The organism is Desulfovibrio sp. (genome assembly GCF_009712225.1).
Classification (GTDB): domain Bacteria; phylum Desulfobacterota; class Desulfovibrionia; order Desulfovibrionales; family Desulfovibrionaceae; genus Desulfovibrio.
Map to the genome: position 1 here is coordinate 88,795 of NZ_WASP01000006.1, position 15,270 is coordinate 104,064.

The 15,270-nt window shown below is 59.4% G+C and carries 14 protein-coding genes; all 14 read left to right on the forward strand.

Annotated features, from left to right (window positions below):
- Positions 1-308 precede the first annotated feature (308 nt).
- The 14 genes from F8N36_RS05820 to flgC all read left to right on the forward strand — a co-directional run bounded on the left by F8N36_RS05820 (position 309) and on the right by flgC (position 15,214).
- Positions 309-2,501, forward strand: a complete 2,193-nt coding sequence (locus tag F8N36_RS05820) for a glutamine synthetase III (protein WP_291331862.1) — start codon at positions 309-311, stop codon at positions 2,499-2,501.
- A gap of 374 nt (positions 2,502-2,875) precedes the next feature.
- Complete coding sequence (locus F8N36_RS05825; protein WP_291331863.1) at positions 2,876-4,333, forward strand: anthranilate synthase component I family protein; 1,458 nt, start codon at positions 2,876-2,878, stop codon at positions 4,331-4,333.
- Positions 4,314-5,906, forward strand: a complete 1,593-nt coding sequence (gene trpD, locus F8N36_RS05830) for an anthranilate phosphoribosyltransferase (protein WP_291331864.1) — start codon at positions 4,314-4,316, stop codon at positions 5,904-5,906. Before F8N36_RS05825 ends, trpD begins: the two co-directional genes overlap by 20 nt.
- The gene (locus tag F8N36_RS05835; RefSeq protein WP_291331865.1) at positions 5,896-6,729 is read left to right on the forward strand and encodes an indole-3-glycerol-phosphate synthase; all 834 of its coding nucleotides are present in this window, start codon (positions 5,896-5,898) and stop codon (positions 6,727-6,729) included. Before trpD ends, F8N36_RS05835 begins: the two co-directional genes overlap by 11 nt.
- Positions 6,723-7,355, forward strand: a complete 633-nt coding sequence (locus F8N36_RS05840) for a phosphoribosylanthranilate isomerase (RefSeq protein ID WP_291331866.1) — start codon at positions 6,723-6,725, stop codon at positions 7,353-7,355. The genes F8N36_RS05835 and F8N36_RS05840 overlap by 7 nt, the downstream gene beginning before the upstream one ends.
- Positions 7,352-8,545 (forward strand): tryptophan synthase subunit beta, encoded by a 1,194-nt coding sequence (trpB, locus tag F8N36_RS05845; RefSeq protein ID WP_291331867.1) that lies wholly within the window; start codon positions 7,352-7,354, stop codon positions 8,543-8,545. Before F8N36_RS05840 ends, trpB begins: the two co-directional genes overlap by 4 nt.
- 2 nt (positions 8,546-8,547) lie before the next feature.
- Positions 8,548-9,315: a tryptophan synthase subunit alpha gene (trpA, locus tag F8N36_RS05850; protein ID WP_291331868.1), complete on the forward strand. Its 768-nt coding sequence runs from the start codon at positions 8,548-8,550 to the stop codon at positions 9,313-9,315.
- 200 nt (positions 9,316-9,515) lie between these two features.
- Complete coding sequence (locus tag F8N36_RS05855) at positions 9,516-9,791, forward strand: DUF2325 domain-containing protein (protein WP_022659208.1); 276 nt, start codon at positions 9,516-9,518, stop codon at positions 9,789-9,791.
- Between the two features lie 457 nt (positions 9,792-10,248).
- On the forward strand, positions 10,249-12,480 hold the full coding sequence (feoB, locus tag F8N36_RS05860; RefSeq protein WP_291331869.1) for a ferrous iron transport protein B: 2,232 nt from the start codon (positions 10,249-10,251) through the stop codon (positions 12,478-12,480).
- Between the two features lie 126 nt (positions 12,481-12,606).
- Complete coding sequence (locus F8N36_RS05865; RefSeq protein ID WP_291331870.1) at positions 12,607-13,095, forward strand: thermonuclease family protein; 489 nt, start codon at positions 12,607-12,609, stop codon at positions 13,093-13,095.
- A 30-nt stretch (positions 13,096-13,125) separates the two neighbouring features.
- Entirely contained in the window at positions 13,126-13,548 is a 423-nt protein-coding gene (locus F8N36_RS05870) for a hypothetical protein (RefSeq protein ID WP_291331871.1), read from the forward strand.
- A 2-nt stretch (positions 13,549-13,550) separates the two neighbouring features.
- Entirely contained in the window at positions 13,551-14,081 is a 531-nt protein-coding gene (locus F8N36_RS05875) for a 3'-5' exonuclease (RefSeq protein ID WP_291331872.1), read from the forward strand.
- A gap of 208 nt (positions 14,082-14,289) precedes the next feature.
- Positions 14,290-14,703 carry a flagellar basal body rod protein FlgB gene (gene flgB, locus F8N36_RS05880; protein ID WP_291331873.1) on the forward strand — a complete coding sequence of 138 codons (414 nt, stop codon included), beginning with the start codon at positions 14,290-14,292 and terminating at the stop codon, positions 14,701-14,703.
- Positions 14,704-14,776: 73 nt separating this feature from the next.
- A complete protein-coding gene (flgC, locus tag F8N36_RS05885) occupies positions 14,777-15,214 on the forward strand; it encodes a flagellar basal body rod protein FlgC (RefSeq protein ID WP_291331874.1) in 438 nt (145 codons plus the stop codon).
- The last annotated feature ends 56 nt before the right edge of the window (positions 15,215-15,270 follow it).

Genomic DNA, 15,270 nt, shown 5'->3' on the forward strand with positions numbered 1-15,270 from the left:
TTGCCTGATATGTTGAGGGGGTGCGCCTGGCACAACGGGCCGCCGCACGGCGGCGCGCACGGCGCACCTTTTTGACATGAGGTTTTGTGCTGTTTTTTACCTGCGCTATTGTGGCGCAGGCCGGATGACATGGCTTTGGAGCGGGCGCTCGGGTGCCCGCAGTTTTTGCGGCGGCTCCCCTTGTCCGCGTGCTTCAGGGCAGCACGGGCGCGGGCGTACAGCGGCTGTTTGCAGAAGCGTATTCCAACGCCATATGCGGGATTATCGCACCCCAAATACAGCGCCCGCCCTGAGCGCGAGGTTCGTCCATGAGCAATAAATCCGCCAGACAGAGCGCCATCGAGGCCATTACCACCTACAAACCCGAAGCAGCCCCCCTCAACTTCGTGGAAACCAAACCCACCGATATTTTTGGCTGCAACGTGTTCAACGACCGCGTCATGCGCGAGCGTCTGCCCAAGAGCGTGTACAAGGCTCTGCGCAAGACCATCGAATTCGGCGAACGCATGGATCCTGCCATTGCCGACACCGTTGCCGCAGTGATGAAAGACTGGGCCATCGAGCAGGGGGCCACCCACTTTACCCACATCTTTTATCCCCTCACCGGGCAGACCGCCGAAAAGCACGACAGCTTCTTGATGCCCGACGGCGCTGGCGGCGTCATTGCCGAATTTTCTGGCTCCATGCTTATCCGTGGCGAACCCGACGCTTCGTCCTTCCCCTCCGGCGGCCTGCGCTCTACCTTTGAAGCTCGCGGCTACACCGCGTGGGACGTGACCAGCCCCGCCTACATCATGGAGAACCGCAACGGCACGTTTTTGTGCATTCCCACCATGTTCCTTTCGTGGACGGGCGTTGCGCTGGACAAAAAGACCCCCATGCTGCGCTCTGGTCAGGCCCTGAACCGCGAGGCCCATCGTGTTCTGGCCCTGTTTGGCGAAGATACGCCCCTGCCCATCGTGTCGTACGCTGGTCTTGAGCAGGAATATTTCTGCATAGACCACAATTTCAATTTTGCCCGCCCCGACCTGCAGATCGCCGGTCGCTCGCTGTTTGGCGCGCGTCCTGCCAAGGGCCAGGAATTCAGCGACCAGTATTTTGGCGTTATTCCGCAGCGCGTGCTTTCGTACATGATGGAAGTGGAACGCGAGCTGTACAAGCTGGGCGTGCCCGTGCGCACCCGTCACAACGAGGTTGCCCCCAGCCAGTACGAAATTGCCCCCCTCTTTGAGGTGAGCAACCTGGCCGTGGACCACAACCATATCATCATGTCCATGCTGCGCAACGTGGCCAAGCGCTACGGCCTCAAGTGCCTGCTGCACGAAAAGCCCTTTGCTGGCGTGAACGGTTCGGGCAAGCACCTGAACTATTCCATCGGCAACGCCGAGCTGGGAACCCTGTTTGATCCCGGCGAAACCCCGCACGCCAACGCCAAGTTCCTGGTGTTCTGCGCCGCCATGATCCGCGCCGTGCACAAGTTTGGCGGCCTGCTGCGTGCAACTGTTGCCAGCGCCAGCAACGACCACCGTCTTGGTGCCAACGAGGCCCCGCCGGCCATCATGTCCATCTTCCTGGGCGATCAGCTTACGGAAGTGTTTGAAGCCTTCCGCGCCGGACGCGTTGAAAACGCCGCCGGTGGCCGCACTGGCCGCGCCCTTAATCTGGGTGTGGATACCTTGCCCCCGCTGCCCGCCGACCCGGGCGACCGCAACCGCACCAGCCCCGTGGCCTTTACGGGCAACCGATTTGAATTCCGCGCCCTTGGTTCCAGCCAGTCTGCTGCCGGTTCCATCACCGCGCTCAACACCATGATGGCCGATTCGCTGGGCTTTGCCGCCGACTGGCTTGAAAAGGAACTGGCCCAGGGCAAGACCTTCAATCAGGCTCTGGAATCCTTTATCACCCACGTTATTGACGAGCACAGCGCCGTTATCTTTAACGGCGACGGTTACTCTGAAGTGTGGCACAAGGAAGCCGAACGCCGTGGCCTGCCCAACCTGCGCACCACCCCCGAAGCCCTGGCCGAGCTCACCAAGCCCGAGGTCATCAACCTCTACGAAAAGGCTGGCGTGCTCAACCGGGCCGAGCTCAAGGCGCGGCAGGAAATCTATCTTGAGCAGTACTGCAAAACCGTGCGCACCGAGGCCAATCTGGTTATCCGTATGGCGCACACCATCATCTACCCCGCGGGCATGCGCTATCAGGGCGAACTGGCAGCCACCGCGGCCAACATGCGCGCCATCGGCAAGGATCCCAAAACCGTCACTCTGGCCGAGATTACTTCCAACCTGCGCCTCATGCAGGATGCCTGCGGCCAGCTTGAAGACGTGCTGAACAAGGCCGACAGCCTGGGTTACAGCTTTGAGGCTGCCCAAAGCTATCGCGACAACGTGCTGCCCCGTATGCTTGAAGTGCGCCGCTATGCGGATTTGCTTGAAGTGCGCGTGGCCGACGACTTGTGGGCCCTGCCCAACTATCAGGAAATTCTGTTCGGCAAGTAGCCGGTGTATGGTTTGTGGAGAGGGGAGGGCTTTGCGGCTTGCCCCTCTCCCTGCGCCAGACAGTCTGTACCAGACACCTGAGCCAATCGGGCTGGCGGCCTTTGCGGCAAAAAACCGTTCAGAACTGTTGACACCCTGTGTGCAGGTGTGTAGTGTGACCTGAAACATAAGGAACAAGGCATTCGCATGAACTCTTTCTCCAACACCATTTCTAACAGCTTCAAAGGCTGGTGGTGGCGCATCCAACTGCGTGGGGGAGACGTGCGGGCTTAAAAAGTTCCGGTACGTTGGCATTGTCGTAAGTAAGCGCCGTCTCCCCCTGGGAGGCGGCGTTTTTTATTTTTCCAGGCACAAAAAACCAAAGGATGCGGCAGATGAACACGAACGGGGATGCGCAGCACATGCTGACGCTGCAACAGTCCGCCCGCTGGTTGCCAGCGGATATGGATACGCCCATCAGCCTGTTTATGGGCATGGTGGGTGCTGGTAACGGCATCTTGCTTGAAAGCGCCGAGGTCGACGGGCGCTGGGGCCGGTACAGCATTCTGGCCTGCGACGCCGCCATGTTCATCAGTTGCCGCGATGGCAAGCTTGCCCTGGATATACGCGATGCAAGGCTTGAGGTGCTGCGCCAGTTTGAGGGCCAGCCCTTTGTGGAAGGCCTGCGGGCGCTCATGGCTTCGTTGAGCATCGAAACCCCCACCAATATCAAAAACCTGCCGCCCATAACCCGTGCCCTGTACGGCTACCTTGGGTTTGGCATGGCTGGCCTGTTCAACCCCAAGCTGGCGTCGGTCATGCCGCAGAGCGAGGCCGACTGCCTGCTCATGCTGCCCTCGACCGTGCTGGTGTTCGACCACCTGTACAACAGGCTGTGTCAGGTGAGCCTTGGCGAACACCGCCCGCTGCACAGCTCGCGCGAATCGCTGGAAGGCCGCGCCTCTGGTCAGGCCGGTGCTGTGCGCATCGACCCCGACAACGTGTGCGCAGAACCAGATGAGCAGGGCTACAAGGATTACGTGCGCCGCATCAAGGAAATGCTGCGGCAGGGTGAGGCCATTCAGGTGGTTCCCTCGGTTCGGTTTTCCACGCCTTTTGAGGGCAACCCCTTTGAACTGTACCGCCGCATGCGCCGGTTCAACGCTTCGCCTTACATGTTTTACATGCGCTTTCCCGAGCTGACGCTTTTTGGCTCGTCACCCGAGGTAATGGTGCGCTGCACGGCGGGGCACCTGCAGCTTTCGCCCATCGCGGGCACGCGCAAGCGCGGTGCCGACGACCTTGAAGACGCCCGCCTTGCCGCCGAGCTGCGCGACGACCCCAAGGAACGCGCCGAGCACGTCATGCTGGTAGACCTTGGCCGCAACGATCTTGGCCGTGTGGCCCAGCCCGGTACGGTGAATCTTGAGCGGTATATGGAAGTTGAGCGCTACTCGCACGTGATGCATCTCACCAGCCGGGTGAGCGCCCGCCTCGAGGAAGGGCTTGATGCTCTCGACGTGCTGGCGGCCACCTTTCCGGCTGGCACGGTTTCCGGCGCGCCCAAGGTGCGGGCCATGGAAATCATCCGCGAGGTGGAAGGCCGCGCGCGTGGCCCTTACGCTGGCTGCATCGGCTGGCTTGGTCTGGACAAGGACTGCGTGAATCTCGATACGGGCATCACCATTCGCAGCATGTGGATGCGTGACGGCAAGCTCTTCTGGCAGGCGGGCGGAGGCATCGTGCATGACTCCGATCCCGATCTGGAATGGAAGGAAGTGTGCAACAAATCAGCCATCATGCGCCTGGCCCTGCGTGCGGAGGACGAAGAATATGTTTCTGCTCATCGATAATTACGACTCATTCACCTACAATCTTGTGCAGGCCTTTTACGCCTTGGGCCACAAGCCCGTGGTGCTGCGCAACGACGACCCTGCCGTGCTGGACATGGCGGTGAACCCGGAACTTTCCATGGTCTGCATTTCTCCCGGACCGGGGCATCCCGCCAATGCGGGGCTCTGCCCCGAATTCCTCAAGCGGCTCAGCCCGCGCATTCCCGTGCTGGGCGTGTGCCTTGGGCATCAGTTGCTGGGGCTGCACGCCGGGGCCAGGGTAGAGGTGGGCCCGTGCATCATGCATGGCAAGCAGTCTGAAATCGTGCACGACGGTACGGGCATGTTCCTTGGCCTGCCCAACCCCATGCGCGTTGGGCGCTACCACTCCCTTGTGGTGCGCGCCGATGAAGACGCGGAAAACCCCCGCTTTACGGTTACGGCCCGCGCGCCCGAAGGCGAAGTGATGGCCCTGCGCTACAACGACCGCCCGTGGGTTGGCGTGCAGTTTCACCCCGAATCGGTGCTGACCCCCGACGGCCTGCGCCTGCTGGGCAACTTCCCGCAGAGCATCCTTGGTACGGGCGCGGAAACATCCGACTTCTCCGGCATTCTGGAGCGGCTGGCCCGCAGGGAAAACCTCACCGCCGAAATGGCCGCCGCTGGCTTTGCCGCTCTTATGGACGGCAAGATGACTCCGGCGCAGGCGGGCGGCTTTCTTATGGGGCTGCGCATGAAGGGCGAAAGTTCCCTCGAGCTGGCCCACGCCACCCGTGCCGCACTGGCCCGGGCCGTGCGCGTGGACGGCATTTCGGGAACCACCATCGACGTGGTGGGAACCGGCGGCGACGGGCGCAATTCCTTCAACTGTTCCACGGCTTCTTCGCTCACGCTGGCGGGCATGGGCTACAAGGTGGTGAAACACGGCAACCGTGCTGTTTCTTCCAAATGCGGCAGCGCAGATGCTCTGGAAGCCCTTGGAATCACCTTGGAAAAAGACCCCGTCTTGGTGGCCGAGATGGTCAAGAAACGCAATTTTGCCTTTATTTTTGCCCCGTACTTTCATCCTTCCTTTGCCAACATTGGCCCGGTGCGCAAAGAGATGGGCGTGCGCACTCTGTTCAACATACTTGGCCCCATGATCAACCCTGCGCGACCCAGCCACCTGCTTATGGGTGTGGCGCGGCCCGAGCTGGTTGATCTGGTTGCGGAAACCCTGCTGCAGTCGCCCCTGCAACGCGCCGCCGTGGTCTGCGGTTCGGGCAACTACGACGAGGTAACGCCCATTGGCCCCACCAAGATGGCTCTGCTGCAGAACGGCAAGATAACCTCCATGATGCTCGACCCTCAGGAATTCGGCATCCCTTCCTGTTCGGTGGATGATCTGGCCGTGAGCGGCAAGGAGCAGGCCGTGGCCGTGCTCAACGACATCCTCGACGGGCAGGGTCCCCGCGCAATGATGGACATGGTTGTGCTCAACGTGGGCCTCGCCATCTACCTGCTGGAGGAAAAAATGGACATGGCCCTGTGCATGGCCCGCGCCCGCGAGGCCGTGAGCGCAGGTGTGGGCAGGAAGGTGCTGCATGCTGCTTGAGCGTTTCCGCACGGCCAAACAGGCCGAAGTAGAGGCCCTGCAAGCCATGCAGGCCCAGGGCGCTCTGCCCCCGGTGTACGGAGGCCAGCGGCCAGACTTTACGGCGGCGTTGACCCGATGCGCCGCAGGAAGCCCTCTGGCGGTGGTGGCCGAATACAAGCGGGCCTCACCCTCGCGTGGCGTGATCTGCGAGAGTCTCGAAGTGGAGGAAGTGGCCCGGCAGTATGCCGTGGCCGGGGCTAGCGCAGTATCTGTACTGACGGAAGAAACTTTTTTTCGCGGGCGGTTGGACTATCTGGCCCGTGCCGCAGACCCGGCGCTCTATAACGGCCTCCGGGTGCCCCTGCTGCGCAAGGATTTTATTTTTGATCCCCTGCAGGTGCGGGCCACGGCAGCCACGCCAGCCTCGGCCCTGCTGCTGATTGTACGGCTGACACCCGATGCGGCAACCCTGCGCGCCCTGCGCGAGCAGGCCGAAAGCTACGGCATTCAGGCAGTGGTTGAGATATTTGATGCGGAAGACCTGCGCCTTGCCCGCGAGAGCGGAGCGCGCATCATACAGGTAAACGCCCGTGATCTGGAAACGCTGGCCATCGACCGCGATGCCTGCCTGCAACTGGTGCGGGCCTTCCCGCCCGTCAATGGTGAGCTGTGGATAGCGGCCAGCGGCATGAGCAGCCCGCAGCACCTCGTGGCTGCGGCAGAGGCGGGTTACCACGCGGCTCTGGTGGGCAGCGCCCTGATGGAAAATGGTACTCCGGGCGAGGCACTGGCGGCACTGCTGGGCGCAACGGCCCAAAACGGGGGAGAGCGCACATGTTGATCAAGTTCTGCGGCCTCACAAGGCAGGAAGATGTGGATCAGGCGGCCCGGCTGGGCGCGGCCATGTGCGGTTTTATCTTTCATCCCCGCAGCCCGCGCGGCATCACGGTTGAACAGGCCGCCGTCCTCGACAGTGGCAGCCTGCTGCGGGTGGGTGTTTTTGTAAATCAGGGGTCGGACGAGATCCGCCGCATCATGGATGCGGCCCGGCTTGATTACGCCCAGCTGCACGGCCACCAGAGCGTTGAATGCGCACAGGCCATTGGCGCAGAGCGTGTCATCCGGGTGCTCTGGCCCGACCGTTACACCCACCGTGCTTTGCTGTACAATGATTTACAACGACATGCGCAGGCCTGCGCCTACTACCTGCTGGATGCCGGACTGAAAGGCGGCGGCAGCGGGTACAAGCTGGACTGGTCTGATCTGGGCAGCCTGCGCCCGCCGCAGCCCTGGCTGCTTGCCGGGGGCTTGAGCGCTGCCAACGTGGGCAAGGCTCTGGGCATGTGCGGGCCTGCCGGGGTGGATTTCAATTCCGGCGTGGAAGACGCGCCGGGTCGTAAAAACAGGGAAAAAATGGCGGCCGCCTTTTTGGCCGCAAACTCCAAAGGCAATGGGTATTCGTTATGAAAGACAGTTACTTTGGTGAGTTCGGCGGCTGCTTTGTTCCCGAACTGCTTATGCCGCCCCTTATGGAAGTGGAAGCGGCCATGCGCGACATTTATCCCACTGAAAAATTTCAGGCAGAGCTCAACGATCTGCTGTTCAACTACGCCGGGCGCGAAACTCCCCTGACCTATTGCCCCACGCTTTCGCGTGAGCTGGGCTTTGACCTGTGGCTCAAGCGTGAGGATCTGCTGCACACTGGTGCGCACAAGGTCAACAACACCCTCGGTCAGGCCCTGCTTGCCAAGTACATGGGCAAAACCGCCCTGGTGGCCGAAACGGGCGCTGGGCAGCACGGTGTGGCCACGGCAGCCGCGGCTGCCCGTCTGGGGCTTGAGTGCACCATCTACATGGGCGCTGAAGACGTGGAGCGTCAGGCCCCCAACGTCATGCGCATGAAGCTGCTGGGCGCCACCGTGCATGCCGTGGAAAGCGGAACCCGTACCCTCAAGGACGCCATCAACGAGGCCCTGCGCGCCTGGATTGGCAGCCAAAGAACAACCCACTACTGCTTTGGCACGGCGGCAGGCCCGCACCCCTTCCCCAAGCTGGTGCGCATGCTGCAAAGCGTTATCGGGCGCGAAACCCGCGCCCAGATGCTTGAAAAAACCGGGCGACTGCCCGATGCGGTTGTTGCCTGCGTGGGTGGCGGCTCCAATGCCATTGGCATGTTCCACCCCTTTGTGGACGATGCCAGCGTACGCATCATTGGTGTGGAAGCGGCAGGCACGGGCGAACCCGGCTGCTTCAATTCCGCTCCTCTGAACCTTGGTACGCCCGGTGTGCTGCACGGCGCGTACAGCATGCTGTTGCAAAACGACGACGGTCAGGTGGAACCCTCGCATTCCATCTCTGCCGGGCTGGATTATCCCGGTGTGGGACCGGAACACTCGTGGTTGCAAAAAACAGGGCGCGTGCATTACGGCATGGTCAAGGACGCCAACGCCCTCAATGCCTTCCAGCGTCTGTGCCGCGCCGAGGGCATTCTGCCCGCGCTTGAATCCTCGCACGCTCTTGCCTGGGTGCTTGACCACCCGCATGAATTCAAGGAAGGCGACCAGGTGGTGGTGAACCTCTCTGGCCGTGGCGACAAGGATCTGGGCATAGTCAACAAGGCGCTGGGCGTAGCGGCGCAGGACCAGGAAGAGGTGTAGCCATGAATTTTCTTGAACAAAAAATACGCGATGCCAAGGCCGCCGGTCGCCCGGCGCTCATCCCCTTTCTGACTGCCGGTTTTCCCGATCAGTCCACCTTTTGGCCTACTCTGATGGAGCTGGACGAGAGCGGGGCGGATATTATTGAAATCGGCGTGCCCTTTTCCGACCCTGTGGCCGACGGCCCGGTGGTGGAAGACGCCTCTCGCCGCGCCCTGAGTGACGGTGTGAGTCTGCGTGGCATTCTTGAAGAGCTCATCGAGCGCAAGGGGCTTATCCAGTCCGGCGTGGTGCTCATGGGCTACCTCAACCCCTTTCTGCAGTACGGCTATGAAAATCTGGCCCGCGATGCCGCTCGTGGCGGCGTGCACGGCTTTATTGTGCCCGACCTGCCCTATGAAGAAGCAGGCCCCCTGCGCGATGCCCTGAAAAAAGAGGGTATTGCCCTGATTCCGCTGGTTGGCCCCAATACCAGCGCCGAGCGCATGGCTCTGTATGACAGCGTGGGTGAGGGCTATGTGTATGTGGTTTCTGTCATGGGCATTACCGGCGAACGCACCGACATTGCGCCGCAGGTGGCAGTAACCATGCGGCGGGCGCGTTCTGTGTTCAGGCTGCCGCTGGCCTTGGGCTTTGGCCTGCGCGAGCCCTCGCAACTTGAGGCGCTTTCGCCCGATGCCCAGCCCGATGCCGTAGTGTTTGGCAGTGCGTTGCTCAAACATATCGATGCTGGCAACAGTGCCGCCGAGTTTCTGGCTCGCTGGAAGTAGTTTTTATGTAAGTTGTTTTACCTTGTTACAAAAAAAATTAGGGCGCTTTTCCGCAAGGAAGAGCGCCCTTGCTATTTAGATTGAAATTTAATTTCAAAAATATTGGTCAGGCCTATTGACTTTGAAAATCGATTTCAATTATAAAAAAGTTACGGAGCAACACCAAACCCGCAAAAGCGGCCAGCAAAATGGAGCAAGGTATGTGCGTAACCCTGATCGGCGGCATGGACCGACTGAAAAAAGACTACATGGCAGCGGCGGAACAAGACGGTCATTCCCTCAAGTTCATCACACGGAACGAACGCAATTTTGTGGACAAGATCGGCAATCCCGATGCCATGATCGTATTCACCAACAAGATTTCCCACGAGGCCAAGCGCAAGGCTGTGCAGGTGGCGCGCTCGCGCAACATACCCCTGCAGATGGTACACTCGTGCGGCGTTTCTTCCCTGCGTGAATGCCTCAAGGGAGCATAGCTGCTGAAGGAGCGTTCTCTAATGCAGAACTGCCAGCCCGGTAACGGGGTGAGAGGCCGTTGACTGGTTCAGCGGCCTCCATTTTTTGCGAATGGCCAGGCAGTTTGCAGGGGGGCAGGGCAGGGTGCACGCGGTGCTGGTGATGCCTGAATTGTGCTCCGGAGCACACGGAATTGCGGGAATCATGCAAAGTTACAGAAAATTGTTATCCATTGCTTGACATTTGGGAGGCAGGTGGCTAAATCAATCAGGACTTTGGAATTGAATTTCAATTTTTTGAGCAGCGCGCCGCACACGGCCCTACGGCAGATGGTTATAGCGGGGTTTGGCGCAGCCCACTCAGGGCAGGCTGTTGAAAGGTCAGGTAGGCTGATATGAGCGAATTTCTGTTCACGGTAATGGCTGGCTTGCCGCAGGCGCGGCTTCAGTCCGTACATAGCTTGGGGGAGGTGCGTGCATGAGCGCAGTTCGGCAGTTCAACAATCCCGATGATGCCAATTTCAATGCAGACGGCAAACTGCGGATAGCTCTTGCGGGCAATCCCAACTGTGGCAAGACCACGGTATTTAACGGCTATACAGGCGCGCGCCAGCACGTGGGCAACTACCCCGGCGTAACGGTCGACCGCAAGGAAGGCCACATTACCGTGGGCGATACCCAGGTGACCCTGGTTGACCTGCCCGGCACGTATTCTCTCACAGCCTACTCCATGGAAGAGCTGGTGGCCAGGCGTGAACTGGCGGCTGGCAATGTGCAGGCCGTCATTGACGTGGTGGATGCCTCTGCACTTGAGCGCAACATGCTGCTGACGGTGCAGATGCTTGAAATGGGCGCCCCCGTGGTGCTTTGCTGCAACATGATGGACGAAGCCCGCGCCGCTGGCATTCATATTGATATGGAACGCCTTAGCTCGCTGATGGGTATTCCTGTGCTGCCCATGGTGGCGCGTACGGGCGAGGGCCTCACCGAGGCCATGAATATGGCCATAAAACTTGCCAGTGAAGGCAAGCGTAACGCCCTTCGTATTTCTTACGGCAGCGATATCGATCCTGTGCTGCTGGACATGGAAAAGCGCATTGAAGATGAGGGCCTGCTTGCGAGCAGGTACATGCCCCACTGGGTGGCGCTGAAAATGCTCGAAGCCGACAGCGAGATTCTGAGCGAAGTGCGCGCAGCCAATGCCGCACTGTATGAAGAACTGGACGGCATGCGCAAAAAGGCTATGGGCCATGTGCGCAGCACGCTCAACACCAACCTTGAATCCATTATTACAGACTACCGTTACGGTTTTATCCGCAGTCTGCTGCGCGACGGCATTGTTACGCAGGACGCTGGCAAGGACCGTCTGGCCCTTTCCGACAAGCTCGACAGGGTGCTCACCAACGCCCTGCTTGGACCTGTGATCATGATTGGTGTGTTGTATCTGATGTTTCAGATAACCTTTACCATTGGTGATTACCCCAAAACCTGGGTTGAAGACGGCTTTAAACTGCTGGGTGATGTGTGCACAACCCTGCTGCCCGAGGGCCTTGCGCAGTCGCTGATTGTTGACGGCGTGATCGCGGGCGTGGGCGGTGTTGTCAGCTTTGTGCCGCTGATCCTCATCATGTTCGTGCTCATCTCCTTTATGGAAGACAGCGGCTACATGGCACGCGTGGCCTACATGATGGACCGCATTTTCCGCTTTTTTGGCCTGCACGGCGCATCGGTCATGCCCTACATCATTGCTGGCGGTATTGCTGGCGGCTGCGCCATCCCCGGCGTTATGGCCACCCGTACCCTGCGCAGCCCCAAGGAAAAACTGGCAACCCTGCTCACGCTGCCCTACATGACATGCGGTGCCAAGCTGCCCGTGTTTCTGCTGCTGGCCGGGGCATTTTTTCCCGACAACGCGCCCACAGTAATGTTCCTGCTCACCGTGGTGGGCTGGGTGATGGCCCTGCTTGTGGCCCGGTTGCTGCGCTCTTCCATCGTCAAGGGTGAATCCACCCCCTTTGTCATGGAGCTGCCTCCCTACCGCATGCCCACTCTTATGAGCCTTTTGCTGCACTGCTGGGAACGCGGCTGGATGTACCTCAAGAAGGCCGGTACGGTGCTTGTGGCCATATCGGTGCTGATCTGGGCTGCCATGACCTTTCCCGGTCTGCCGGAAGAAAAGGCTGCCCCCTTTGAAACCCAGATTTCGCAGCTTGAAGAAAAGCTGGCCGCCTTCGCCGAAGGCGACGAGGCCCGTGCCCCCATTGAAGAAGAACTTGGCAATGTGCGCAACGAACTCAAGGAAGAACAGCTGGCCTTTTCTGTGGCTGGGCGTCTTGGCAAGGCAGTTGAGCCCGCCACCCGCCCCATGGGTTTTGACTGGCGTACAGATATAGCCCTGCTGGCTGGCGTGGCCGCCAAGGAAGCCGTGGTCGCCACCATGGGTACAGCCTACGCCATGGGCGAACAGGATGCCGAAGACCCGGCTCCCCTGGCCGAACGCCTCAAGGCCGACGACGCCTGGTCAAAGGCCACCGCGCTTTCGCTCATGCTCTTTGTGCTGCTGTACTCCCCCTGCTTTGTCGCTCTGGTGGTCATCCGGCAAGAGGCGGGCAGCTGGGGCTGGGTGGCATTCAGCATTCTGTTCAACACGGCCCTTGCCTACGGCGTGGCCACGGCAGCCTACCAGATTGGGCGGGTTGTCTGGGGATAGAACCGTTTCGGTTTGCTGATTATAATTCTCTTCTGCTGTATGCCTGTGCCGCCTGCCTTGACAAAGGTCTGGCGGCGCAGGCATTATTATTGTGCGTTCGCAGTAAGCTATTGCAGGGGATTGTGCATGATCATGCGTTATTTGGCATTTATCGCCTTTGTTATTTCCATGGCTCTTCCTGCGTTTGCAGAGTCAACCTGGGATGCCTATGTGGTGAGTGTGGAGGACGGCAATACCGTTACTGTCAGTACCAAATATGGCAGTAACGATCCAGAATTTGTTCTGCTTTTTTATGGCATTGAGGCTCCCACCCAAAAACAGCCCTTTGGGCGTGAAGCCATGGCCTATTTGCAGCGCATGATGCCCGTTGGTGCAAAGGTTAGTGTTGAATCTGTGGGTCAGCTTGAAGCTGGCCCCATTTCGGCCCTTGTGCAGGTGGGCGGCGATTCCGTCAATTACAAGCTGGTAATGGAAGGCCTGGCCTGGGTAGACAGGCAGAAATGCAGGGCCATTTTTTGCCGGCGTTGGCTTATTCAGGAACACCAGGCAGTCGTGGACAGGCGCGGTATATGGAGCTTGAACATGAGCACCCCCCCCTGGCAATGGGGCCGCTGACACGCCGCCGTAACCCCCAAAGGAGCACTTATGGATGTTACAGGTTCCGAAGAATTGCGCGATTTTCTTGATTCCTGGCAGAACGACCCGCTGCATATCAAGAAATCTTTTACGGAATACATGGATTTTCTGGCAGCGCACAGCAACATATCGTTTACCTTCAAGGCCCGGCCCGGCGTAAGCTACTCCCTGCGTGCACGCCACAGTGTGCAGACCCAACGGGTGCTTTTTGTGCTGCTGGACGTGGTGGATGACGAGCCCGCAAGCCGCTGGCTCTCTGTGTGCTTTTATGACGACATGGTCACCGACCCTGCCGACAAGGGCGACTTTGTGCCCGGCGGTCTCATGGGCGAGGACGCCCGCTGCTTTAACCTTGAGGACGACGATGCCGTCATGCGCGACTATATCAAGGCGCGACTGGCAGAGGCCGCCCGCAAAGCCTCAAAAGAGTAAGTGTGGTTTATTCAGATACAAGCCGCAGCGTAGCCATCGATTTTGAAACTTCAGGCTACTCGGCCCACAGCGCTTGCGCCGTGGGCCTTGCTCGTATTGAGCAGGGTAGCGTTACCGATGTTTTTTACAGTCTCATCAGGCCACCGTCATCGCGGGTGATGTTTACAGAGATACACGGCCTCACATGGCCCATGCTGAAAGACGCACCAACCTTTGCCGAAGTGTGGCCTCAGATGGAGGCCTTTCTTGAAGGGGCAACTCATCTGCTGGCGCACAATGCCTCGTTTGACCGGCGCGTGCTGGCAGCAAGCTGCCAGGCCACAGGAGCGCACGAGCCGCGTACGCCGTTTTTGTGCACGCTCAAGGGCTCGCGGCGCAGCCTGCCCCTTGCCTCAAAAAAGCTCAGCAGTGTGTGCTCTTACTTTGGCATAGCACTCAACCATCACCACGCAGGTTCAGATGCCGAGGCCTGCGCTCGCATTTATCTGCAGTTGCGTACGCTGGGTGTTACCGATGCCCAGATGCGGCTGTAGCTTCAGCAGTCCTGCACGCCAAGTTTTGCAACCCGCCCGGATTTTCGGGCGGGTTTTTATTTTATGCCTGTCAAAAAACTGTCCGCCGTGGGGTCATGCCTTGCTCTTTTTATAAAAAGTAAAGTTAATTCATATAGATATTTTAAATGGAACACTTGTTGCTATCACCTGGGCAAGCACTTTTCCGTGAAACACGGGGGTAGGTAATATGAAATCCTTGTTCAGTACACAGATTGGCCTTGTGGGCAAGGTCATGGACATGCAGCTGCAGCGGCAAAACATTATCTCGGGCAACATTGCCAACGTGGAAACGCCCAACTACAAGCCGCGTGAGCTCACCTTTGAAAAAGAGCTGCAATCTGCTCTGGGGCTTGACGCCAGGGGCGAAATGACCCGCACGGAAAGCGCGCATATGCCCACGGCCTTCCGGCCTGATTCTTTTGGGCCAGAATGGGATATGGCGGTGAAACCCCGCGTTGTTCACGGCGAAGACCGTGTGAATATTGATAAAGAAATGGCCAAGCACGCCAAAAACCAGTTGCAGTATACAGCGCTGACCCAGGTGATGACCAAGTCCTTTGAAGGGCTGAACACCATCATTCAGGACGCCAAGCAGGCTTGATTTTGGGCCCGCCGCCGCGCCGCGCTCAAGCGCGGCATTACAATAGCGACAGCGGGCAGCGCAGGAGGAAGCCATGGACTTCATGACGGCATTTGACATCAGTGCGTCGGGCCTTTCAGCCGACCGCACCCGCATAAACACCATTTCGATGAACCTGGCCAACGCCAAAACCACGCGCACGCCCCAGGGCGGGCCATACCGCCGCCGCAGCGTGGTGCAGCAGGCCACAGATGTGGATGATCCTTTTTCCATCCACATGCGTTCGGCTCTCGACAGGGCTGTGCAGGGCGTACGTGTTTCAGCCGTGACCATGGACAACCGTCCCTTCAAGCGTGTGTACGAACCGGGCAACCCCGACGCCAACGCCGAAGGTTATGTGATGTACCCCGATATCAACGTGGTTGAGGAAATGGCCAACCTCATGACCGCCCAGCGCAACTACGAGGCCAACGTCACCACGGTGGACGCCGTAAAGGGCATGTTCATCAAGGCTCTCGACATCGGCAGATAGGCCTTGCCCCGGTGGCAGCACAATAAAGCATTTATTCAGGAGCGCGGGAGGTTGTT

Excerpts from the sequence above, each read along its gene's own strand:
- trpB (WP_291331867.1), top strand. The coding sequence starts at position 7,352 with ATGAAAGACAGTTACTTTGGTGAGTTCGGCGGCTGCTTTGTTCCCGAA.
- trpA (WP_291331868.1), top strand. The coding sequence starts at position 8,548 with ATGAATTTTCTTGAACAAAAAATACGCGATGCCAAGGCCGCCGGTCGC.
- flgC (WP_291331874.1), top strand. The coding sequence starts at position 14,777 with ATGGACTTCATGACGGCATTTGACATCAGTGCGTCGGGCCTTTCAGCC.
- F8N36_RS05820 (WP_291331862.1), top strand. The coding sequence starts at position 309 with ATGAGCAATAAATCCGCCAGACAGAGCGCCATCGAGGCCATTACCACC.
- feoB (WP_291331869.1), top strand. The coding sequence starts at position 10,249 with ATGAGCGCAGTTCGGCAGTTCAACAATCCCGATGATGCCAATTTCAAT.
- F8N36_RS05870 (WP_291331871.1), top strand. The coding sequence starts at position 13,126 with ATGGATGTTACAGGTTCCGAAGAATTGCGCGATTTTCTTGATTCCTGG.
- F8N36_RS05865 (WP_291331870.1), top strand. The coding sequence starts at position 12,607 with ATGATCATGCGTTATTTGGCATTTATCGCCTTTGTTATTTCCATGGCT.
- flgB (WP_291331873.1), top strand. The coding sequence starts at position 14,290 with ATGAAATCCTTGTTCAGTACACAGATTGGCCTTGTGGGCAAGGTCATG.
- F8N36_RS05855 (WP_022659208.1), top strand. The coding sequence starts at position 9,516 with ATGTGCGTAACCCTGATCGGCGGCATGGACCGACTGAAAAAAGACTAC.
- F8N36_RS05835 (WP_291331865.1), top strand. The coding sequence starts at position 5,896 with ATGCTGCTTGAGCGTTTCCGCACGGCCAAACAGGCCGAAGTAGAGGCC.
- trpD (WP_291331864.1), top strand. The coding sequence starts at position 4,314 with ATGTTTCTGCTCATCGATAATTACGACTCATTCACCTACAATCTTGTG.
- F8N36_RS05840 (WP_291331866.1), top strand. The coding sequence starts at position 6,723 with ATGTTGATCAAGTTCTGCGGCCTCACAAGGCAGGAAGATGTGGATCAG.
- F8N36_RS05825 (WP_291331863.1), top strand. The coding sequence starts at position 2,876 with ATGAACACGAACGGGGATGCGCAGCACATGCTGACGCTGCAACAGTCC.